Here is a 21,436-nt window from a genome sequence, read left to right as displayed (position 1 = left end):
ATTATATCTGCCTAAAATGACTATTCAGTGACTTTATTAGTGACTATTTTGTCACCTTAATAAAGGGATTGACTTAGAAAACACTCTTATAAAATTTAATTGAGAATTCTGTTCCTTTACCCTGCTGACTTACTACATTAATATTTCCACCCTGCTTTTCTATTATGGTATTTGCCATAGCAAGGCCTATACCAACACTTTCTTCCCTTGCATTTTTCCCTCGATAGAAGCGATTAAATATGTAAGGTATATCTTCATTGGCAATGCCGGCTCCATTATCTGAAATCGAAATAATAGTATATATTGGATTTTCTTCAAATTCTATTTGTATTAGCCCATTTTCAGGGGTATGCTCTATGGAATTTTTAAGTATATTTATTATGGCCTCACATAACCAATTGAAATCACCAACAATATTTAAATCACCATCTCCTTTAACTTCAACCAATTGCATTTTAATATCTAGAGGAATACTAACTGCTTCTAGAGCTTTTTCTACTAGTTTTTTGACATTGATGCTATCTTTTTTCATGATTACGGTACCTGCATCAAGCTTTGATAATTTAAGAAGCGAAACAACAAGCCACTCCATTCTTGTAAGCTGGGATCTTATTCTATTTAAAAACTCAATTTTCATTTCTTCAGTTGGGTTATTTGCCAATAGATCATTTAACATGTTCATAGAAGTCATTGGCGTTTTGAGTTGGTGAGAAATATCTGCAATCGAATTAGCAAGGGCCACTTTATCCATTTCTAGGCTTTCTGCTTGCTCCTTTAGCATAGTGGTTATTCTATAAATTTCATTTTTAAGTATACTTATATCTCCCTCACAATTATCTCGAATATCTAGAGTATAGTTTCCCTCTTGAATATTCATTGCATACTTTGTTACTTCAGTAATTCTTGAGTAAAGCTTCTTCAAAAAAACTATAAATAACAATATAAACGCTGAAGATATAAGTATTGTAAGTAGAAGAAACAAAGTGAGATTCACTTTAAGGCTCCTTCTTACAATATCCAATTCCAAAAATAACTGATTTTCATCATCAACTCCATATTTAGATAAAATTGCTTGTCCAATTTCAGCAGTACCTGTATCGATGCTGGTTATCTGATTTATAATTTCTGTTTCAGCATCTGGGTATTTCTCTACTATAGCACCCAGAATAGCAGCATTATTATATTGAACTGATTTATTGTAATACCATGTGCTTGTATAAATCATTAACATTGCTATGGCTATAAATAAAATAAATATACCTGCAAATATCATCAGTAGCCTTTTCACTTCAGGATTTTTTGAAAGCTTCATATTACTCACCCACCTTATAACCTAAACCTCTAATGGTCTTTATAATTTGCGGGTTGTGGGGATCATCTTCAATCTTTTCTCTTAATCTCTTGATATAGACAGTTAGTGTATTGTCATTAACAAAATCGCCAGCAACATCCCATATTCCCTCTAATATTTGATTTCTTGAAAGTATTTTACCCTCACTATTGGCAAGGGTAAGTAAAAGCTTATATTCTAAGGCTGTAAGGAGAATATCTTTATCCTTTTTATATACCTTTGCTGCGGCTGTATTAATTGATATATCTCCTATGTTGATAAACTCACCACTATTAGCTTTTTTATTGGATCTTCTCAATATGCTTTTAATGCGGGAAATTAACTCCCTCACTCTAAAGGGCTTAATAATATAATCGTCAGCTCCCATATCTAATCCCATAACTATATTAACTTCATCGTCACATGCTGTGAGGAAAATAACCGGTGTATCGCCCTTTTCTCGAATAATTTTGCATAAGTCAAAGCCATTGCCATCAGGAAGTGATACATCCAAAATAATTAGTAAAAAATCAGTTCTCTCAATGATATCAATTGCATCATTAGCATTATGGCAAATATGAGTTTCAAAGCCTTCCTGCTTTAAAGAGTATTCTATTCCCATAGCGATGGTCTTATCATCTTCTACAATCAATATGCCATTCATAAAAACACCTCAATTATTTTAATATAAAACCTGTTATTACTATTTAAATACATATATATTACTTTATTGCTCTTTTCATTTTTCAAATTCTCTCCTTTATTAACTTCTATCTTGATAATACAGGTATAAGCAGTGATGCCAAAATTACTAATAAAGTGATACAGATAAATGCCATCCCCGCTGGTCTAGCGAAGTTGATGGTCCATCCTATTCCGAACCTCTTCTCTATAAACAAGCTTGGATCTTGAGGGTTATAGTATATCATTCCCCATTTCCAAAACTGATCGTCCTCTCTATCGATGATATTGTCGCTTGCTTCTTCTGCTTCTTCAACCTTAATTCTATTACCACTTTGACCTGTCTTTAATGACACAACTATTGCACCCAGCAATGGTGCACCAATTGAGAATCCTTGTATGATGAAATTTGTTATCATAGATGGTATTAGTACCTGCAATACATTCAACTGAATATAAGCAAACTGTGTATTTAAAACAGCCAAAACAAATAAAAGATATATACCCCAGTAACGTTTTGCTATCTTATTTTGAATCGAAGAAGTTTTAGGCTTAGCTGGATTTATGTTGGGCTTCACCCTTTTAATTATCTTTAAAATAAAGTAAAACATTGCTGTCATTCCAGCTTGAGCTAATGGTAAGCCAAAGGCAGCTGTAAAACTTGTAGCTTTATAGGTAGTAGGGTTGCCATAGAAGTCAAAGTGGGTTGGTATTTGTTCTGGAAGATGGGGATACTGGATCATAGTAAATAATAATGTAAATATAAATATACTGGTTGGTAGCCAAAACCAATGAAGTGATATGAAGCCTTTATCTGTTGAATGGGATGTGTCTACAACTACTATTTGCTTTTTATTAACTGTCCATCCCTTTTCTATCTTTAACTCCTTGGCTTTATTGTGTATATAAACATAGTTGGCAGACATTAAGCCTAATAATATCATAACACCCCAGGCTAAAATGTTTGGATTTTGGTTTTTGAAGGCTATAACATTTATTAAAATACTGAATAGTCCCGCCGATAACCCAAAATTTCTTTTATATATTTTTGTTAAATATAAAGCCTCGGCACTTTTACTTGCCTCCTCTGGTATAACAACTCCAAACAATAGGGTTTTCTTTATTAAATTAGGCATAAAATACCCTATAATTAAAAGTGGTATATACACTGTAAATAAATTTATAAGAAATATATGAAAAAACATATTATTTCCCCCCTTTAGAATTGTAGCTATCATAATTTTTATCAATCAGCGCAATAAACTCTTCTTTAGATAATCCCCTTAAAAATGCTTCTGCTGTTGTAATCTTTAAAAGGTCATCTAGTGACTCAATATATTCTTGGGTTTTTCCCACATTCAAATCTGGATTTATCATAACTCCACTTTTTCTATGAATTACTACCCAGCCCTCCTGCTTCAACTGGTTATATACCTTATTAACAGTATGAAAGTTGATGCCAATATCGGATGCTAATTGCCTAACGGAGGGCAGATCTTCACCTAGCTGTAATTCTCCTATAGCTATTCCTCTTATAACTTGATTTTTAATTTGTTGATAAATTGGTATCTCTGATTCAAATTGTATTTGTAAAAACATATTATCCACTCCTGTTTTATATCTGTTATACATAGTATATAACAGATATAAAATATATACAATACTAATTAAAATATAATATTAATATTTTTATCTAAGCCTTAATTCTTTATATATCCCTAATACTCCTATAGAATACAAAAGCTACCTATCTTAATAATTAATAGGCAGCTCCATTCACACTCTTTTTAGTTTATACTTCTTTACATCATACACTATTCTCCCTCAATTAGCATTAAACGTGGATAGTTTTCATAGTAAGGCCCTATTTCCATTGAAATGTGATTATTACCAATGAGTATTTGCTTTAATAGGAACACAAACTATTATTCTCAACAAACAATATAATACACTATAAATCATATATCATTTGATTATATTCCAATGGTATAAATCCTTTTCGTAAATATAACTTTTCTGCTGATTTATTTTTTTTTGATAATTCAAGCCTAAATCGTTTTGCTTGAGATGAAAACTCCATTATTATAAAATCTATAAACTTACCTCCAAATCCTAAACCCCTGAAATTTTCTCTTATATATAGTTCTTCAATTAAAACAACCAAACCATTGGCTTCGTTAGAATATGTAAAACTTACAAGTCCATATCCAGCTGCTTCTCCTTGATCTTCCATTAAATATCCTTTAATATAGGGTGAGCTGGAGTTTATTTCATTGAAGGTATTGATTGTATTTTCAATAGGAATATTATGAAGTACCGCCTCTGATTCATAAAAGTCCTTAACCATTGAAATAAACAAAGCTTTGTCTTCTATTCTTAATTCTCTAATCATCTTAATCCTCCTAAGTAATTTGTAACTCCTCCTTAGATGATATATTTTCTTATAATATAAATCAATAAAAATTAATGAACCTCCTTAATTTTTTCATGTAGAAGCAGAAAATTTTTCAGCAGTCTGAAAAACCCTCTTTAAGGTTTATGGGCAAATTATTAAAAGCAGTTTCACTATAAGCATACAAGTAAATGTATGGCTTATTTTCATTATTGGACTGTTGAAAACTGGAATAGCCTAATCCCTTACTTAATATTGAATGGATGGTTGACACGTTATTTGTTATATATTTGCTATCACCATAGGCTACATTGTAAAAGGATGCATGATAATTGCCATCCGTCACTATTGTATTTTGAATCAACAGATTTTGAAAGCTGGCTGCAATGGTGGCTACGCCACAAATCATTACTTCTTTACATCATCCACTATTCTCCCTCAATTAGCATTAAACGTGGATAGTTTTCATAGTAAGGCCCAATTTCCATTGAAATATAATACAAATGCACATAATGGTCTCCTTGCCAAAAAGACTGATCAACTTGATAATTTCCTTTAAAGCTATAATAATTCAATTGCCCTGTGCCACTGCCTCCACCATTACCTGTTTTAATCTCCTGATCACCAACAATACTATAAACACTATCCTTAATACTCATATAATTTCCTGTCTTTCCCCTAAGTGAAGTCTCCACTATTAAAGAATCTTCTTTTTGTTTAACTATGCGAATTTTGTATTCCGCCAGTTCCTCAATCGGTATATCAACCCAATTATTAAGCTCTATGGGAAATACTTCCTCTATTTCTTTTAGAAGGTCAGCAGAACTTAAGTTTAATTGTAGACTATCTCCCTCCTTAAAGTCTATATCCTTATAGGGGTAAAAGTATTCTAAATATGTCCCTTCCTCCCCATCCTTTGAGTATGCCGACTTAGCCATTTGCCCTGGTGCATAAGAGTATAACATATGATTGTCCTTGGGATTTTTTTCAAGCATTAAACGAGGCAAATGGAATGCCCCTATATAAAATCCATTCTCCTTCAATTCTTCTGATAATCGATACTCAGCCCTCAAAATTATTCCTTTATGGTTTAATACAATCTCTTTAGGAATAATGGTCAGATACTCATCATCCGTTACCAATTCTCCCTCTAAGGGTATTGTTTTCTCATTAAAGAAGTAATTCATATTCCAGTTATACCGCCATACAACAATACCAAAAATAATTAGTATACCAATAGATACTATAATTAGAAATGAAATAAATCGTTTAACATTGTAGGGTATATTCATGCTATTAGTCTCCATATCCTTATAATTTAATATGCAATGTATACTATTCTATAATCAGTGGTTTTTTCCTTTAATAACTTTCTTCTAAATTAGACAAATAAAGGTTGTTTCGTATTACAGCTGTATAAAATTCCTTATTAGAAAAACCCAGTAAGAAAGCTTACAGGGTTCTCCTAATTTATATATTAATTCTTATGGTGGGTAAATTTATTTAGAATCTGCCGATAATAACGTCGGCTTCATCGATAATACCAGCATTCACTAATGCTCTTTGGTAAGATGTTGCTTCTCTTGAAATTCTAACTGTTGCTCCAGAAATCCCATCAATAGAGTTTTGTACAGTTCTTGTTGCTCCTGACTGAACATCTACTCCAAACTGGTTTTTATCGTTAATAGCTCCAGCATAACGTGCATTAGTCCAATCAACTAGAGATGTTAATTGAGTTGCATCTTGACCAATAAGCGATTCTTCTATAGCACTGAAGTTACCAGTCCATCCACCTAAGCCAAAGTATCCATATTCCACAGATTTTGGCTGAGGCTTGTTTCCATCAAATTCTACTCCTAATGCTTCAAGTAATTCCTTAGCTGTAGATTCGTTAGTAATTCCAGCTAAAACACCTACATCATTAACAACATGAGACCATGGACTAATGTTGAATATCGTTTTATCTGCTAAAGAATCCCATTCAGATGGTTTCACCATACCAGAACCAGAAGTCCTGATTGTTGGTACACTCATACCACTTCCAATTGTTAACTCACCGACAGCTGTTTCAAAATCAAAATCTGTAGTAAACTTCATTTCATACTGATATCTAGTGATAGGATCAACTATGGCAAAGGCTGCTACACCATTATTATCTACAGCTACTGCATAAAAGGACATCATATCTGCTGTATAAATAGTAAACATAGAATCTCCTGCTTTGTAGTCATCTCCTGGTACTGCAAAGGTAGGCTCTACTGAAAAATCTACATCAACGAAGGCATTTCCACTTTGACGAGTAGTCCAGTATCCATCCTTCTTAACAAAAAAGCGCATTTTTGCATCTTTTATAATACCCTTTTCATCCAATTCAAGAATAGTTTCAATATATTGGCTTGCGTCTTCAAGTGTTTCTCCTTTAGACTCTCCTTGCCATGAATAACCAACATATCGTCCTTCCAATGAAGTGGAAACTTCCCCTGCTGGTGCAGAAGGATCACTATTGTCTGTGGACGTACATCCAACAAATGTTAATGTTAGAGCTAAAGCTAATAATAAAACTAAAAACTTTTTCATAAATTTTTTCCTCCCTAATTTGAATCTGTTAGTAAGTATCTAATCGTTAATTACTAAACAGTATTATATGTTAATGTTTCTTTGTTTTCAATTCATATTGAGAAGGTTTTTCATAAAGAGTCATATGCCCCCTAAGACTTAGGGATATATGTCCCTAAGTCTTTAGGGTCATTCCTACATTATTTTATTATTACCCATGTAAAATTTGATAAAACCTTTATTGAAATATTTTAAATCTTGTTAAGATATGCTTGGGGTATACTCAATATAATATTATAAAAGCTTAGAATATTTGGTTCTAAGCCATCTTCAAATGCTATTTTTATGTGATTTTATTGCAAGAAAGCTCTTGTGCTTATAAGGGCTTTTATAAAGTTGCTTTATCTTTTTTTCTAAACATACTTTTATTCTTAACCATCTGTTCTACTTTTGTTTTTCCATATTTAAAAGTGTTATTAGCTGCTTTACCTGTTGCTTCCACAAAGGCTTTTGTAATAGCAAAAGAATTTTCATGAATTATATTACCCAGCATACTACAGGCTTCTAAGGTTGCAGAGTAGCGAAGCTTTTTTCGATTCACTGGCTCCATAGAACTACAATAGCCTTTAGCAATAGCTCCAACCCGCAGGGTCAAAAAAGCATTGGCAGACCCTTCAATAATTGAGTTAACTATTAAATTAGTAACCATTGTGGTTCCTGGAACAATGTTGACTATTGTGCCCCCCAATAAAGAAGTAATCACTGGCTCAAGTTGTTCATCTAATAAATTCAGGTCATTTATTTCTCTAGCCATAATAACTGTTGCTCCAACATTTACATATAGTATCCAAATATCTTTAAAGTTTGGTCTCTGATTATATAGGTGGGAAATCTTCCACACCATATGTAAAAGGGTCATTAGAACGAAGATACCATCTAATGCTCCATTTTGTGAAATGGCAGTTGTAAAAAATGTTTTAGATGCACTTTCTTTTATAATAACTGTAGCCTTTGCATTAAGGGTTTCCATGGCTTTTTGTATATCGTCCATTGACTCTGATTTTTTATTTACAGCCAAACCTTCCTCTCTTAAATATTTATTTGTAGATAATCTATAGATTAATTGTTTTTGATATTTCTTATAGGCACCTTCGTCAGATCTATCTGGGGGTACTAAAGGTGATGGTAACTTAATAAAACCTACAATTGGTATAAGTATTATACTCCCAAAAAAAACTATCAATAGAACTAGAAGGGTTCTCCCCAATAAAATATTTATATTTGATGCATAGGATACAATCTGAATTATCTGATTAGTAATAAATAAGAGTAAAAGAAGTGTAATCCCTATCATACTAAGGTTCAAAATAAGCTTTAGTGATTTTGTAAATGGTTTCAACTCTTATCTCCTTTCTCATCATAGGCTGTAGAATTTTTCTATCAAATACTTATTGCAAATCTACTATATTCTTCATTTAACCCATATTTCCTTTATAAAATTTTCACCAATAGGTTTTCCTTGTGGTTATGAGAGAGTAAACATTATGCATGTAGAAAAACAAAAACCTGCCAATAATTACTATTTAGCAGGTTTTCTATGAGTTTTTTTAGAGAGCTTGAACTATAATTTAGCTTATTGTTATTAGCTTATACTTCTACAGGTTAGCTAATTACACACCAGAATATGATGAAAAACCACCATCTACAGGTACAGTAATACCATTAACAAAGCCTGATGCTTTATTATCAACTAACCATAATAGAGTACCTATTAACTCCTCTGGTTTTCCAAATCTCTCCATTGGAGTTTGATTGATTATCTTCTCAGCTCGTTCTGTAAAACTACCATCATCATTTAATAAAAGCTTTTCATTTTGCTTTGTTAAGAAAAAGCCAGGAGCAATAGCATTTACTCTAATATCTACCTTCGACATATGTACAGCCAGCCATTTGGTAAAATTGCTAACAGCTGCCTTTGCACCGCTATAGGCTGGTATCTTAGTTAGAGGTGTATAAGCATTCATAGAGGAAATATTGATGATACAAGCTCCTTCTTTATCTATCATATCTTTACTAAAGACCTGACTAGGTAATAAAGTCCCTATGAAATTTAAGTTAAAGGTAAACTCTATTCCCTTTGGATCCAAATCAAAAAAGGTTGTTATATCACTATGGTCTTTTAAGTCTTCTTTATATAAATACTCTTTAGTGGTTGTACCCTTTGGGTGATTTCCGCCAGCTCCATTAATTAATATATCAACAGCCCCAAATTTTTCATTGATTATTTTTTTTGCTTTCTCTAAACTTTCTATCTCCAGTACATTAGCAGCTATTCCAATTGCCGTTCCACCATTGCCTGAGATTTTATCAGCTGTTTTTACAGCTGTTTCTTCCTTTAAGTCCAATATAGCAATTTTAGCCCCACACTGTGCTAAGGCTTCTGCAAAAATGCTACACAGAACTCCACCACCACCAGTTACTACTATTACTTTTTCTTCTAAATCAATTTTAAAGGGTAACATATATTAACACTCCTTTTATTTCTTGGTCTTTTCTAAAGTCTCCCAGATTCCAGTTAGATACATTGCTCCTAAAGCTCTATCATATAAACCATATCCGGGTTTTCCTTCCTCACCCCAAATCATTCTACCGTGATCAGGCCTCATAGGTCCATCAAAACCCACTTCATGATATGCCTTTAAGATTTCCACAATATCTAAAGAACCGTACTCAGATGGGTGAGCTGCTTCTTCAAAGGATTTGGGTCCTGTAATTTTGACGTTTCTTGTATGGGCAAAATGAATCTTTTTACCAAATTTCCTTACAAGCCTTGCCATATCGTTATCTTTAGATACACCAAGGGAGCCACTGCAAAGGGTTAGTCCATTATAAGGATTATCCACTAAACTTAAAAATCGCTCTAAATTTTCTTCTTTTGTTATAATTCTTGGAAGTCCAAAGATGCACCATGGTGGATCATCAGGATGTATAGCCATTTTTACATCTGATTCTTCTGCTACTGGTATAATTTCCTTTAAGAAATATTCAAGATTTCCCCAAAGCTTTTCTTCATCTATCTCTTTATATTCATCTAATAATGCCTTCATGCTTTCCTTAGTATAGCTAGTATCCCATCCTGGAAGACTTAACTCTCCTGTTGATGGATCCATTTTTTCTACCATATTTTCATTAAAAATTAAAGCTGTAGATCCATCCGGTAGCTGATACTCTAGGTCTGTTCTTGTCCAATCAAATACTGGCATAAAATTATAGCATACAACCTTAATTCCAGCTTCTCCTAATCTTCTAATAGTAGTCTTGTAGTTTTCAATATATTGATTCCTAGTTGATTTTCCGAGTTTAATATCTTCATGTACTGGTACACTTTCAATTACAGATAACTTTAACCCTTCAGCCTCTATTTTATTTTTTAATTCTATGATTTTATCCATCGGCCAGGGTTCTCCAACTGGTATATCATATATGGCAGAAACAATCCCTGCCATTTTGGGAATTTGCTTAATATATTTGAGAGTAACAGGGTCATTGTCCCCATACCATCTAAAAGTCATTTCCAATTTTATCAGCCCCTTATAATTCAATGTCAAAATAATTTACAGCATTGTTATAACAGATATTCTTCACCATATCTTCTAAAGGATCTAGGCTATAGGGGACCTCGCCATCTACTACCCACTGTCCTATTAAATTGCATAGGCTTCTTCTGAAATACTCATGTCGAGTATATGAAATAAAGCTTCTTGAATCTGTTAGCATTCCAACAAATCTACCCAGCAGTCCTAAACTAGCCAAGGATGTCATTTGATTAATCATGCCATCTTTTTGATCGTTAAACCACCAGCCAGAACCGAATTGAACTTTTCCACCTACATTACCCCCTTGGAAATTTCCAAGCATTGTACCAATTACATAATTGTCTTTAGGATTTAAACAGTACAATATGGTCTTAGGTAGCTGGTTCTCCGTGTCTAAGGCATCTAAGATTCTTGATAAAGGCTCTGCTATACATTGATCATTTATTGAGTCAAATCCAGCATCTCCGCCGAGCAAAGCAAACATTCTTGTATTATTGTTTCTCAAAGCTCCCATGTGAAGCTGCATAACCCAGCTGTATTCATTGTATTTTTTACCAAGATAATTTAGTGTGTAGGTTTTGAATTTTTTAACTTCATCCCGACTCAAATTTCCTTTATTTAATCTTTTAGAAAATATTTTTTCTACTTCCTCTAATTTAGCTTCAAAATAACTAACTTCTTCAAGGGAATGATCAGAAATTCTACAGCCTACTTCATGAAAGTACTCTATTCTGTTATCTAAAGCCTTTAAATACTCAGTATAGGTTTCAATTCTCATTTGACATACTTCTGAAAGCTCCTGAAGCCAAGAGTCAAATATATCTCTTTCAATATTTAACCCTCTATCAGGCCTAAAAGTAGGTAGCACTTTTGTTTGAAATTCTTTATCTTCTTTTATTTTTTTATGATACTCTAAGGAGTCTACTGGATCATCTGTAGTGCATATCACCTTTACATTTGACTTTTCAATAAGGCCCTTTGCTCTAAAATCATCCCTCTTTAAAAGCTCGTTACATCTCTTCCATATATCTTCAGCTGTAGCTTCATTCAATACATCATATATTCCAAAATACCTTTGAAGTTCTAAATGAGTCCAATGAAATAGAGGGTTTCCTATGCACATAGATATTGTTTTTGCCCACGCCATAAATTTTTCGTAATCATTAGCCTCTCCTGTAATATACTTTTCTTCTATACCATTACTCCTCATAGCCCGCCATTTATAATGGTCGCCACTTAACCATAGCTCTGTAATATTTTGGTATTGCTTATTTGAGCTGATTTCCTGAGGTGATAGATGGCAGTGATAATCATAAATTGGCATTTCTTTAGCAAACTTATGATATAGCTCCATAGCTACTTCATTATTCAATAAAAAGTTGTCATCCATAAATTTTTTCATTTCAATCACCTTCAGATTTAGTCTATTGGTACGTTGTAGACATTATTATTGTTAAATTCATATGTCTTTTCGTTGATTATCAACCTTCTTACTTCACCCTTTGGAAGGTAGAATCTTACCTCTTTATATGGAAGCTGATATTTACCTTCTTTAGAAATTTCTACAGTAATGGTGTCTTTATCAGAAATCATTTTTACCTTCACAATGGTATATATATCTTCTAAGTACTTGTTGCTGATACCATCATCCTCATATAATTCATAGGTGCTTTCTCCATTTTCTTTATGGGGGAATAAATTAAACCCTCGTTTGTCATGGCTCTTTGTATCAAATTGAATTGCGGCATCATTTATTGGAATAATTGCTCCAGCCTTAACTAATAGTGGTGTATAGTCTAAAGGTGCTGGTATAACAACTCTTTCACCACCACTGTACCATAAGCCTGTATGAAAGTCGTACCAACCTACTTGATTAACAGGTAAGTATACCCTTCTCTCGTATGCACCTTTTTCTACCACAGAAGCCACCAGCATATCCGGACCTAGCATGAAATCATCATTCTCTTCAAAGGTATTGGAATCCTCTTCAAAGTTATAAAATGTTGGTCTTATCATAGGTTCGTAGTGTTTGTAAGATCGATGAAGCAGGTTATAGATATATGGTGTGATTTTGGTTCTAAATTTAATAAGGTTTCTTATATAATGTGTAACTGATGGATACATCCATGGCTCATTAACTGTAGAGTCATCATTCCAAGAATGAATAGTAAACCTAGGATTAAATATTCCATTTTGCACCCATCTTACAAATAACTCTGGTTCAGGTGCAGCACCTGCAAACCCACCTACATCATGTCCTATGTTATAAATACCAGACATGCTTAGTCCTATACCCATTTGAATATTGTATTTTATTGTTTTCCAGGAGGTTCTGTTATCTCCCGACCAGGTTTGAACGTATCTTTGCATTCCTGGGCATCCAGAACGGGAAATCAAGTATGGTCTTATATTAGGTGCATACTCTTTTTGAGCTTCATAGGAAGCCTTCATCATTAGTAATGGCTGTAGAGGTCTTATTTGAGATATATTTATTTCCTTTCCAAATCCATTAGCCTTTGCTTCTGCATCCCAAATTTCATACTCATTATTATCGTTCCATGTAGAGTCAATGCCATATTCCAATAGTTTTTCTGTTACTTGCTGTTTCCACCAGTCGTAGGACTTAGGGTTTGTAAAGTCAACATAAGTTCCTAATTCATCCCAAAACTGAACAACTTCTGGTTCTTTACCTTCTCTATCTAAAACAAACATGTTATTATTTTTTAACTCTTCAAACATAGGATGATCTATTAATAGGGCCGGTTTAATGTTTGCGCAGAGCTTAATACCTTTTTCATGAAAGCTTTCTGTCATATTTTTGGGTGTTGGTACTTTGTCATAGTTCCAATTAAAAACATATCGCTTGTTGCCTATGGAAGTATAGCCTGAAGATAACTGAAAGGAATCACAAGGAATATCATGTTTTTCACAGTCATTAATAAAATTCTGTAGTTGCTCCTGTGCATTTGGTGCATCTGTATAGGACATGGTGGATCCAGAATAGCCAATACTCCATTTTGGTGAAAAAATAGTGTTACCCGTCAGCCATGAAAACTTTTCTGTTACATCCTTCAACTGTGGCCCTAAGATTAAATAGTAATCTAGGTCTCCATCTTCTGCATTATAGTAACGGTAATAGCCATGATAATTATCCAGCTCATTGCCCATATCAAAAATAGCAGTGGATAAATTATCATAGAACAAGCCGAAGGATATTCCTGTGTCACTATTTCTAGTTATATAAAAGGGAATATGCTTATAAAGGGGATCTGTAAATTCTGCATCGTATCCCATTGGATCAACACTCATCATTCTATATCTCTTTCCGTGTCGATCAGTTTTGCCACACTTTTCTCCAAGTCCATAATATTGCTCATTTAAATTTCTCTCTAGATAATGATAGGGTCCCCTTCCCAAGGAATCATTTAAGTTATATGCCTGTGTCTTTCTATCCTTTGCGAATTCCACTTCTTTGCCTTCAAGCTTTGCATACCAAGTGGCCTTCATTCCATTTAAATTAAATATTACCTTTATCTTAGAAGTTTCAATAGTACACTTATCATCAATTAATTGGTATGTATAACTTGGGAGTGAAAAGGGGGAAATATCTAATCTATCTCTACCTTCTCTTTCTATGTCACCCATCCCAGGTGCCACTAGCCAGCTTTTGTTTAATTTAAGCTCTTCTTCAACAAACAACACACGAATTATATTTTCTTCCAACACAAATACTTTTACACAAGTATTACCATCCACCAACTTGAATTCTAAAACATTATTTTCTTCCTTTAATAACTGAAAGGGATAATTTTTAAGTATCATTTTTACACTCCTTATATTTTTATATTAGGCCAAATAGCTTAGGTAATAATAAACTAATAGCTGGAATATAAGTCACTAATAACAGTACAACTATTAAGGCAGCAAAGAATGGCAGTAATGGCTTTATAACTTCCTCAATAGATATTTCTGCTACACTGCATCCCACAAACAGTACACTTCCTACAGGAGGTGTAATAATTCCAATACATAAATTAAATACTAATATAATACCAAAATGTACTGGATGTAATCCAATCTGTGTTGCTATAGGCAAGAATATCGGCGTAAAAATCAGTATAGCAGGAGTTAAATCCATAAATGTGCCCACAATTAACAATGTAATATTCATAATTAATAGAATAATAATGGGATTTTCTGATATAGACATAATCCCCTGACTGATTGCCTGAGGTATTCCGGTATATGCCATAATCCATGACATTGCTGAAGAAGCAGCAACTAAAAACATAATTACTCCTGTTGTCACACCTGTTTTTAGTAATATTTCCTTCATATCATGCCATTTTATACTTCTATATATTAGTGACAAAACTAATGTATAAATTACAGCCACTCCTGCCCCTTCTGTGGCTGTAAAGATTCCAAATACAATACCTCCAATAACAACTACTATTAGCATTAAGCTGGGTATAGCCTCTAAAAATATTCTGAACCCCTGTAATAGGCTAACCTTTTCAGATACAGGGTAATTATTCTTTTTTGCATAAATATAAGCTACCACCATGGTTGCTAACCCCATTAAGAACCCTGGTACATATCCTGCTATAAATAATGCAGATATTGATACTCCACCAGCTACTAAAGAATATAAAATCAAGCTACCACTAGGTGGAATCAGCATACCTGTAGGAGATGATGAAATATTTACTGCTGCAGAATATGAAACGTCATAACCTTCACTTTTTTGAATAGGTGTCATCGTACCACCAATAGCTGCCGCCGAAGCTACAGCAGATCCAGATAGCGAACCAAATAGCATGTTTCCTAATATATTCGCATGGGCTAATGAACCTGGTAGTCTTCCACCTATAACCTTAGCAAAATTAACGAGTCTTCTTGCAATTCCACCATTATTCATAATGTTTCCAGAAAGAATAAAAAGTGGAACAGCTAATAATGAAAAGCTATCTATTCCTGTTACCATTTTTTGTGCTGCTGTGAATAAGGCAATATCCATTGGTATAGTCGTTAAAGCTGTTATTAGCGAAGAAATAACTATACTTATGGAAATAGGAATACCAATGCCTAGTTGTATTAAAAATGTAATAAATAGCACCAATGCTGCCTGTAAAGCTACATCCATTTTTTTCACTCCTTTAAACTAAAATTAAAATCATTAACAGCTATTTTTTCTTAACTAATCTACCATTTCAATATCTTCTTTTATATTCATAAGCTGATAGATGGTAATGATAATTCCTGAAAACGGTGCTATCATATATATCAGTCCCCTCGATATACCTAAAATAGGGGTCTTTATTCCCATAACTCCTGAGGCTAGCTGATAGCCCCCCTTGATTAAAACTAATATAGCAAAACCCAAAATCATCACATCAATAAATACATAAATAGCTTTCTTCTTAAGTCCCTTTGACTTTTCTTTAAAAAACACTAGTGCCATATGCTGTCTTGTTCCGAAGGCGTAGGATGCTCCTAAGAAGGATGACCATATTAAAATTATTCTAACTAATTCTTCAGTGAATACACTAGGATTATTTAATATATACCTGGTAAACACTTGCCATAAAACTAGGGCTGTCATAACAATTAATAGAAAAGCTGTAAGATACGATAGTAAGTTATTCATAATTTTTTTGAATTTATTCATTTTTCTGCCTCCAATACATAATTACTTAGTATAGGTGTTTTTTAAGCTTCCCCATCGCTCCCTTAAATAATGGGCTGCCATCTTTGGTTGTCTTTGCCTTGTGAAAACCCCTTTTTTATTCCCATCAACCCTGACGATATCCTGCCCCGTCATAAAGTCCGCAAAATTCCATACATGTTCCCCAATGACAAAGGGAAGTTGATCAAAGATTTCATGATATGCTTTCAAGAAGTGAACTTGAAACTCCTCACTAAACATAATAGCTGGTTCTTTATGGAGTCCAGCAACCGTATCAACCCCATACTCCGACAGTAAAATAGGCTTATTGTCTGCTTCATAACAGTCTTTTAACCATTTCATTAAGCGTTTTTTTCCTGCATCAATGTCTCCTCTTTCGGAATACCAACCAAAGTACAAGTTTAGCCCTATGACATCAAAATACTTTGATACATTACATTTTCCTGGCTCAATCAACATTAAGTTAACATTTAATAAAGGTCTGTCATCGATTTTTCTTGTTTCTTCTACTAGCTTTTGAAAATATGACTCCGCCTTTGGTTCCATAACAGAAGCTTCATTTGCTAGAGACCACATAACTACTGATGGATGGTTTTTGTCCCTGGCAATCATTTCTCTTGTTAATCTTATATGTTCTTTTAGGCTTTCGTTATTTATTTTTTCTTCTGTAAATACACCATCTAATTCTCCTACAGCAGGAACAGCTTGTCCTAACATTCCAACTGCGGGAACTTCGTCTATAATAACAATTCCATATCGATCAGCTAAGTCTAATACTTCTTCTGCATAAGGATAATGGGAGGTTCTAAATGAGTTTGCATTAATCCATTTTAATAGGTTAAAATCCCTTATATTAATAGCATCATCCAACCCTTTCCCTTTTACATCCATATCTTCATGTTTACCAAATCCTTTAAAATAAAAAGGTTCATTATTTATTAAGAACTGGCCATCTTTTACCTGTACTTTTCGAATGCCAATATTTAAGCTATACTGATCTATCAATGTATGATTTGAATTGAGTTTTACAACAAAGCTATATAAATAAGCATTATTTGGTTTCCATAGCTTTACATTTTTAATTTCAATTTTTCCACTTTCACCAGTTGAAACTGCCACCAATTGGTTTTCTTCATCGTAAACCTCTATTTTAATTTCTTCTGCAATTTTATTAGTAATAACGTCATAATGTATTTTCCCTAAGGATTCTTCAAAATCAGTTTTAATAGTGATATCTTTAACATAAGTCTTAGGAGTGGTATATAAGTATACGTGTCTATGTATACCACTATAATTGAAAAAATCATGTTGTTGCCTTTGCTTCTTCTTTTTGTTACCATCAGCATCTTCAAAATAATATACTTCTCCTGGGGGAAAGGTTTGCCATGTTAGCTCATTGTTAACACAAATAACAATGTGATTTTCTTCTCCATATTTTATTGCATTTTCTAAATTGCTTTCAAATGGCAAAAAACCACCGGTATACTCCTTTACTAAGATACCATTAATCCAAGCCTTTGAATTGTGGCTGGCACTTCCTACTCTAATAAATACATTTTCATTTTGCCATGGTTTTGGTATTACAATCTTTTTCTCGTACCATACATCTCCCACAAAATCTCTCAGCTTTGCATCAACTGTAATATCATTATAGCTAGCTGGTACTGGCATTAGTTCATAATCCTTTAATCCATTTTTATACCAATGATTTTTATAGCCTTCTTCTCTATAATCAGCTTTGAAATTCCAAACCCCAGATAAATTAATCAAGTTTCTTGAGTTTGTTATTTTAGGATATAGCATTTCATTCCTCTCCTTTTTAGTAAAAGTCCTAGCATAAAGCTAGGACTTTTAAGTTGCTACTCTAATGCCTTAAAGCTATCTAATAGACTTTTCACTTCAGGATATTTTTTTCCATATTCATCTAGCATAGAAGCTACAGCTTCACGGAATGGACCCTTATCAACCTCATGGAAGGTTACTCCCATATCTTTCTTTGCTTCCTTTACAGCTTCTGCAATTGCTTCATTCCATAATGGTTTATGATATTCAGTTGACTCTACAGCTGCTTCTTGTAAAATTGCTTTTTGCTCAGCAGTAAGGCTATCCCATACTTTAGAGCTGATTACTACTATATCGGGAATCATTGTATGCTCATCATAAGAAAAATGCTTCGCAACCTCTCCATGTTTACCATTTGTTAAGGCTGTTTCATTACTTTCTGCGCCATCAATAACTCTTGATTGTAATGAAGTGTACACATCTCCGTAAGGCATACCAACAGGGGTACCACCAAGGGCTTGCATCATATCTGTTTGAGATTGAAAGCCCATCACACGGATTTTTACACCTCTTAAATCACTAGGGTGTAGAATAGGCTTGTCAACAGTATAGAAGGAACGTGCACCAGATGTATAGTAGGTTAAACCTATAAACCCTTTATCATGAGTGTCTTGATAAAGTTCCTTTACAGCGTCAGATTCCATAGAAGTAAAGAAATGATCTTCATCAGCAAATACATAAGGTAGAGTGAAAGCATTATAACCATCTGCATAAGGTGTAAGGGCAGCGGCAGAAACCTTAGTCATTGCAATACCACCTACTTGTAATTGCTCTAGTACTTGTTCTTCAGACCCTAACTGTGCATTTGGATAAATTTCTACCTTCATATTACCTTCTGATTTTTCTCCGATTAACCTTCCGAACTCAGCTAGTGCCAAATGAACAGTATGCTGCTCATTTAAGTTATGTGCTAGTCTAAGAGTAACCACATCATCGGCTCCTTTACTTCCAGCAGTCTCACCAGTATCTGAGCTACATCCCATCAATAGCATCACCAGTAGTGAAACCGTTATCCCAATACTTAGTATTTTTTTCATACTTCTCCTCCTTTTGTTTTAAAATCATTATATTTGAAATCTCAAGCTTTTTCCTTGGAACATATTGCCATTATGTATTTTAGTTACTAGGAAAAAACCAAGAAATCATACAGTTTAATTGGTACCACACTACCATGGAAGTTACTCACTGCTTGTGTTAAAACATCTTGTTTAATACTTATTATTTGAAATATTCAGGATACTTTCTCTTTAGCTCCATTTTCTCTATGTTAAGTTTTTTCAAGTGTTCTCCAATTATTTGCAGTCCCTTTTCTGTATCATTGCTTCTTATGGCTTCTATTATACTTTGATGCTGTTCAATTGTTTGAACCCAATTGATGTTAGCAATAAAGCTTAAAACCCTAATTCGCTTATATTGGCTGTTTACCTGTTCTATTACAGACCATGTTCTTCCCTTATTGCATTCTTGAAAAATAGTTTTATGAAATGCTTCATCTAATTCTAGAAACTCTCCGTAAGCCTTTTTTTCTATTTTATTTTTTTGGGTTGTTACGTTTTGTTCTAAGAGAAATAATGCATCTTCAGAAAATTGTTTTGTTGCAAGCTCAATAACTGATTTTTCTAAACTTTCTCTGATAAATCTTGCTTCTTCAACCTCATCTAAGTCTATGTAGGATATATAAGTACCTCTTTGAGGCAAAATATATAGTAAATCTTCCTTTGCCAGTTTAATAAATGCTTCTCTTACAGGTGTTCTACTTACCTGAAGTAATTCAGAAATTTCATTTTCACTTATCCTATCACCAGGTTTTACATTAAAGCCCACAATGTTTTTTTTCAACACTTCGTATACATAATCACTTACAGAATTACCATTGCTGGGTTGATCTATTATCCACTCCATATTCACACCACCTAATACACTATTCATTATCACCATACTACCATGGGAGTTTATCCTTTGTCAAGAATATTTTGTTTTATCAATAACTACAATTAAAACAGCTTAGGTTCGAACCCTAAGCTGTTTAATAGATTATACTTATTTTACCTTTTTAATTTATTTCATTTGCCTCCGCCAACAATACCTTCCATAGTTACCTCTTCCTTCGAGCTACAGGTAATTCAGAATGATACTGCTGGTTTAAACTTAAATAATCTATCCACTGTTCCAGATGGTGTATTATTTAGAGTGGTTTTATGCTTTAGCATTGAATTTTAAATACAGACAGATAAAATCTTGATGCTTCATCAGCTTCCCTATCAAACCCATGCTAACATCTTATTCAACTAATTACAAAAATCACAAAACCCTGTAATCATTATGCTTACAGGGTTTACCATGGTGCGCCCAGAGAGATTCGAACTCCCGACCTCTTGATTCGTAGTCAAGCACTCTATCCAGCTGAGCTATGGGCGCATGTTTGGAGGCGACACCCAGATTTGAACTGGGGATAAAGGTTTTGCAGACCTCTGCCTTACCACTTGGCTATGCCGCCTTAAATATTCAAAAAATGGTGACCCATCCGCGACTCGAACGCGGGACACCCTGATTAAAAGTCAGGTGCTCTACCGACTGAGCTAATGGGTCAAACCTATGGCTGGGATAGCAGGACTCGAACCTGCGGATGACGGAGTCAAAGTCCGTTGCCTTACCGACTTGGCTATATCCCAATGTAAATCAATGAGAAATGTTAAATGTGTAATGTTTAATTAATTAAGCAAACTTACAAATTGTAAATTTACTTTATATTAAATATTTATTTTTTGATTATAATTTTTAATTTTTCATTACTAATTATTAATAACTCATTGTTTTTTTATGGGGTGGATGATGGGATTCGAACCCACGAATGCAGGAGCCACAATCCTGTGTCTTAACCACTTGACTACACCCACCATGATTCTATTGGAGCGGAAGACGGGACTCGAACCCGCGACCCTCGCCTTGGCAAGGCGATGCTCTACCACTGAGCCACTTCCGCAATTAATTGGTGCGGGTGGAGGGACTTGAACCCCCACGGATAAACCGCTAGATCCTAAGTCTAGTGCGTCTGCCAATTCCGCCACACCCGCATAAATAAGTTAAAAGTTAAAAGTTAGAAATGCTTATCTTGCTATTAACTTTACACTATTCACTTTTCACTCACCGTTAGGTGATTATGGTGGAGGGAGAAGGATTCGAACCTTCGAAGTCGTCGACAACAGATTTACAGTCTGCCCCCTTTGGCCACTCGGGAACCCCTCCAGATTTGGTTGGAGCTGGTGATGGGACTCGAACCCGCAACCTGCTGATTACAAATCAGCTGCTCTGCCAATTGAGCTACACCAGCGTATCAATTAAAAATTAAA

The 21,436-nt window shown here is 34.0% G+C and carries 18 protein-coding genes and 9 tRNA genes; all 27 read right to left on the bottom strand.

All coding sequences use genetic code 11. The annotated features are described in order from the left end of the window. Positions 1-73 precede the first annotated feature (73 nt). The gene (locus BLP68_RS02985; protein ID WP_207647858.1) at positions 74-1,312 is read right to left on the bottom strand and encodes a sensor histidine kinase; all 1,239 of its coding nucleotides are present in this window, start codon (positions 1,310-1,312) and stop codon (positions 74-76) included. Position 1,313: 1 nt separating this feature from the next. Beyond that, positions 1,314-1,994, bottom strand: coding sequence for a response regulator transcription factor (locus BLP68_RS02980; RefSeq protein WP_091539841.1), 681 nt, complete (start codon positions 1,992-1,994; stop codon positions 1,314-1,316). Between the two features lie 106 nt (positions 1,995-2,100). Then, on the bottom strand, positions 2,101-3,216 hold the full coding sequence (locus tag BLP68_RS02975) for a DUF1648 domain-containing protein (RefSeq protein ID WP_176758842.1): 1,116 nt from the start codon (positions 3,214-3,216) through the stop codon (positions 2,101-2,103). A gap of 1 nt (position 3,217) precedes the next feature. Beyond that, entirely contained in the window at positions 3,218-3,610 is a 393-nt protein-coding gene (locus BLP68_RS02970) for a GntR family transcriptional regulator (RefSeq protein WP_091539836.1), read from the bottom strand. A 352-nt stretch (positions 3,611-3,962) separates the two neighbouring features. Then, complete coding sequence (locus BLP68_RS02965) at positions 3,963-4,403, bottom strand: GNAT family N-acetyltransferase (RefSeq protein WP_091539834.1); 441 nt, start codon at positions 4,401-4,403, stop codon at positions 3,963-3,965. Positions 4,404-4,518: 115 nt separating this feature from the next. Then, positions 4,519-4,812: a hypothetical protein gene (locus BLP68_RS02960; RefSeq protein WP_091539832.1), complete on the bottom strand. Its 294-nt coding sequence runs from the start codon at positions 4,810-4,812 to the stop codon at positions 4,519-4,521. Positions 4,813-4,831: 19 nt separating this feature from the next. Next, on the bottom strand, positions 4,832-5,695 hold the full coding sequence (locus tag BLP68_RS02955; RefSeq protein WP_091539829.1) for a hypothetical protein: 864 nt from the start codon (positions 5,693-5,695) through the stop codon (positions 4,832-4,834). A 211-nt stretch (positions 5,696-5,906) separates the two neighbouring features. After that, positions 5,907-6,980, bottom strand: a complete 1,074-nt coding sequence (locus tag BLP68_RS02950) for a hypothetical protein (RefSeq protein WP_091539827.1) — start codon at positions 6,978-6,980, stop codon at positions 5,907-5,909. A gap of 367 nt (positions 6,981-7,347) precedes the next feature. Continuing rightward, positions 7,348-8,358, bottom strand: a complete 1,011-nt coding sequence (locus BLP68_RS02945) for a DUF697 domain-containing protein (protein WP_091539824.1) — start codon at positions 8,356-8,358, stop codon at positions 7,348-7,350. Between the two features lie 271 nt (positions 8,359-8,629). Next, on the bottom strand, positions 8,630-9,481 hold the full coding sequence (locus tag BLP68_RS02940; protein ID WP_091539822.1) for an SDR family oxidoreductase: 852 nt from the start codon (positions 9,479-9,481) through the stop codon (positions 8,630-8,632). Between the two features lie 15 nt (positions 9,482-9,496). After that, positions 9,497-10,531, bottom strand: coding sequence for a mannonate dehydratase (gene uxuA, locus BLP68_RS02935; protein ID WP_330389050.1), 1,035 nt, complete (start codon positions 10,529-10,531; stop codon positions 9,497-9,499). Positions 10,532-10,550: 19 nt separating this feature from the next. After that, on the bottom strand, positions 10,551-11,957 hold the full coding sequence (uxaC, locus tag BLP68_RS02930) for a glucuronate isomerase (RefSeq protein WP_091539818.1): 1,407 nt from the start codon (positions 11,955-11,957) through the stop codon (positions 10,551-10,553). Positions 11,958-11,974: 17 nt separating this feature from the next. Further along, on the bottom strand, positions 11,975-14,377 hold the full coding sequence (locus BLP68_RS02925; RefSeq protein ID WP_091539816.1) for a glycoside hydrolase family 31 protein: 2,403 nt from the start codon (positions 14,375-14,377) through the stop codon (positions 11,975-11,977). Between the two features lie 19 nt (positions 14,378-14,396). Then, positions 14,397-15,701 carry a TRAP transporter large permease gene (locus tag BLP68_RS02920; RefSeq protein ID WP_091539813.1) on the bottom strand — a complete coding sequence of 435 codons (1,305 nt, stop codon included), beginning with the start codon at positions 15,699-15,701 and terminating at the stop codon, positions 14,397-14,399. A gap of 54 nt (positions 15,702-15,755) precedes the next feature. Then, entirely contained in the window at positions 15,756-16,226 is a 471-nt protein-coding gene (locus BLP68_RS02915) for a TRAP transporter small permease (protein ID WP_091539811.1), read from the bottom strand. 21 nt (positions 16,227-16,247) lie between these two features. Further along, on the bottom strand, positions 16,248-18,047 hold the full coding sequence (gene uidA / locus BLP68_RS02910) for a beta-glucuronidase (RefSeq protein ID WP_091539809.1): 1,800 nt from the start codon (positions 18,045-18,047) through the stop codon (positions 16,248-16,250). A 56-nt stretch (positions 18,048-18,103) separates the two neighbouring features. Beyond that, entirely contained in the window at positions 18,104-19,123 is a 1,020-nt protein-coding gene (locus tag BLP68_RS02905) for a TRAP transporter substrate-binding protein (RefSeq protein ID WP_091539807.1), read from the bottom strand. 181 nt (positions 19,124-19,304) lie between these two features. Beyond that, positions 19,305-19,988, bottom strand: coding sequence for a GntR family transcriptional regulator (locus tag BLP68_RS02900; protein WP_091539805.1), 684 nt, complete (start codon positions 19,986-19,988; stop codon positions 19,305-19,307). Positions 19,989-20,427: 439 nt separating this feature from the next. Further along, positions 20,428-20,504, bottom strand: a tRNA-Arg gene (locus BLP68_RS02895). Between the two features lie 5 nt (positions 20,505-20,509). Beyond that, positions 20,510-20,583: transfer RNA gene (locus BLP68_RS02890), tRNA-Cys, on the bottom strand. A 16-nt stretch (positions 20,584-20,599) separates the two neighbouring features. After that, a tRNA-Lys gene (locus BLP68_RS02885) sits at positions 20,600-20,675 on the bottom strand. 7 nt (positions 20,676-20,682) lie between these two features. Next, positions 20,683-20,758, bottom strand: a tRNA-Gln gene (locus BLP68_RS02880). A 149-nt stretch (positions 20,759-20,907) separates the two neighbouring features. Further along, positions 20,908-20,983, bottom strand: a tRNA-His gene (locus BLP68_RS02875). Between the two features lie 11 nt (positions 20,984-20,994). After that, positions 20,995-21,069 (bottom strand) — tRNA-Gly (locus tag BLP68_RS02870). A gap of 7 nt (positions 21,070-21,076) precedes the next feature. After that, a tRNA-Leu gene (locus tag BLP68_RS02865) sits at positions 21,077-21,160 on the bottom strand. Between the two features lie 87 nt (positions 21,161-21,247). After that, positions 21,248-21,332 (bottom strand) — tRNA-Tyr (locus tag BLP68_RS02860). A gap of 9 nt (positions 21,333-21,341) precedes the next feature. Continuing rightward, positions 21,342-21,417 (bottom strand) — tRNA-Thr (locus BLP68_RS02855). Between the last annotated feature and the right edge of the window lie 19 nt (positions 21,418-21,436).

The sequence above is a fragment of the Alkaliphilus peptidifermentans DSM 18978 genome (assembly GCF_900101495.1).
Taxonomy (GTDB): Bacteria; Bacillota; Clostridia; order Peptostreptococcales; family Natronincolaceae; genus Alkaliphilus_C; species Alkaliphilus_C peptidifermentans.
The sequence above is the reverse complement of the archived record's forward strand: the minus strand, read 5'-3'. Positions and strand labels throughout refer to the sequence as shown.

Excerpts from the sequence above, each read along its gene's own strand:
- BLP68_RS02985 (WP_207647858.1), bottom strand. The coding sequence starts at position 1,312 with ATGAAGCTTTCAAAAAATCCTGAAGTGAAAAGGCTACTGATGATATTT.
- BLP68_RS02980 (WP_091539841.1), bottom strand. The coding sequence starts at position 1,994 with ATGAATGGCATATTGATTGTAGAAGATGATAAGACCATCGCTATGGGA.
- BLP68_RS02975 (WP_176758842.1), bottom strand. The coding sequence starts at position 3,216 with ATGTTTTTTCATATATTTCTTATAAATTTATTTACAGTGTATATACCA.
- BLP68_RS02970 (WP_091539836.1), bottom strand. The coding sequence starts at position 3,610 with ATGTTTTTACAAATACAATTTGAATCAGAGATACCAATTTATCAACAA.
- BLP68_RS02965 (WP_091539834.1), bottom strand. The coding sequence starts at position 4,403 with ATGATTAGAGAATTAAGAATAGAAGACAAAGCTTTGTTTATTTCAATG.
- BLP68_RS02960 (WP_091539832.1), bottom strand. The coding sequence starts at position 4,812 with ATGATTTGTGGCGTAGCCACCATTGCAGCCAGCTTTCAAAATCTGTTG.
- BLP68_RS02955 (WP_091539829.1), bottom strand. The coding sequence starts at position 5,695 with ATGAATATACCCTACAATGTTAAACGATTTATTTCATTTCTAATTATA.
- BLP68_RS02950 (WP_091539827.1), bottom strand. The coding sequence starts at position 6,980 with ATGAAAAAGTTTTTAGTTTTATTATTAGCTTTAGCTCTAACATTAACA.
- BLP68_RS02940 (WP_091539822.1), bottom strand. The coding sequence starts at position 9,481 with ATGTTACCCTTTAAAATTGATTTAGAAGAAAAAGTAATAGTAGTAACT.
- uxuA (WP_330389050.1), bottom strand. The coding sequence starts at position 10,531 with ATGACTTTTAGATGGTATGGGGACAATGACCCTGTTACTCTCAAATAT.
- uxaC (WP_091539818.1), bottom strand. The coding sequence starts at position 11,957 with ATGAAAAAATTTATGGATGACAACTTTTTATTGAATAATGAAGTAGCT.
- BLP68_RS02925 (WP_091539816.1), bottom strand. The coding sequence starts at position 14,377 with ATGATACTTAAAAATTATCCCTTTCAGTTATTAAAGGAAGAAAATAAT.
- BLP68_RS02920 (WP_091539813.1), bottom strand. The coding sequence starts at position 15,701 with ATGGATGTAGCTTTACAGGCAGCATTGGTGCTATTTATTACATTTTTA.
- BLP68_RS02915 (WP_091539811.1), bottom strand. The coding sequence starts at position 16,226 with ATGAATAAATTCAAAAAAATTATGAATAACTTACTATCGTATCTTACA.
- uidA (WP_091539809.1), bottom strand. The coding sequence starts at position 18,047 with ATGCTATATCCTAAAATAACAAACTCAAGAAACTTGATTAATTTATCT.
- BLP68_RS02905 (WP_091539807.1), bottom strand. The coding sequence starts at position 19,123 with ATGAAAAAAATACTAAGTATTGGGATAACGGTTTCACTACTGGTGATG.
- BLP68_RS02900 (WP_091539805.1), bottom strand. The coding sequence starts at position 19,988 with ATGGAGTGGATAATAGATCAACCCAGCAATGGTAATTCTGTAAGTGAT.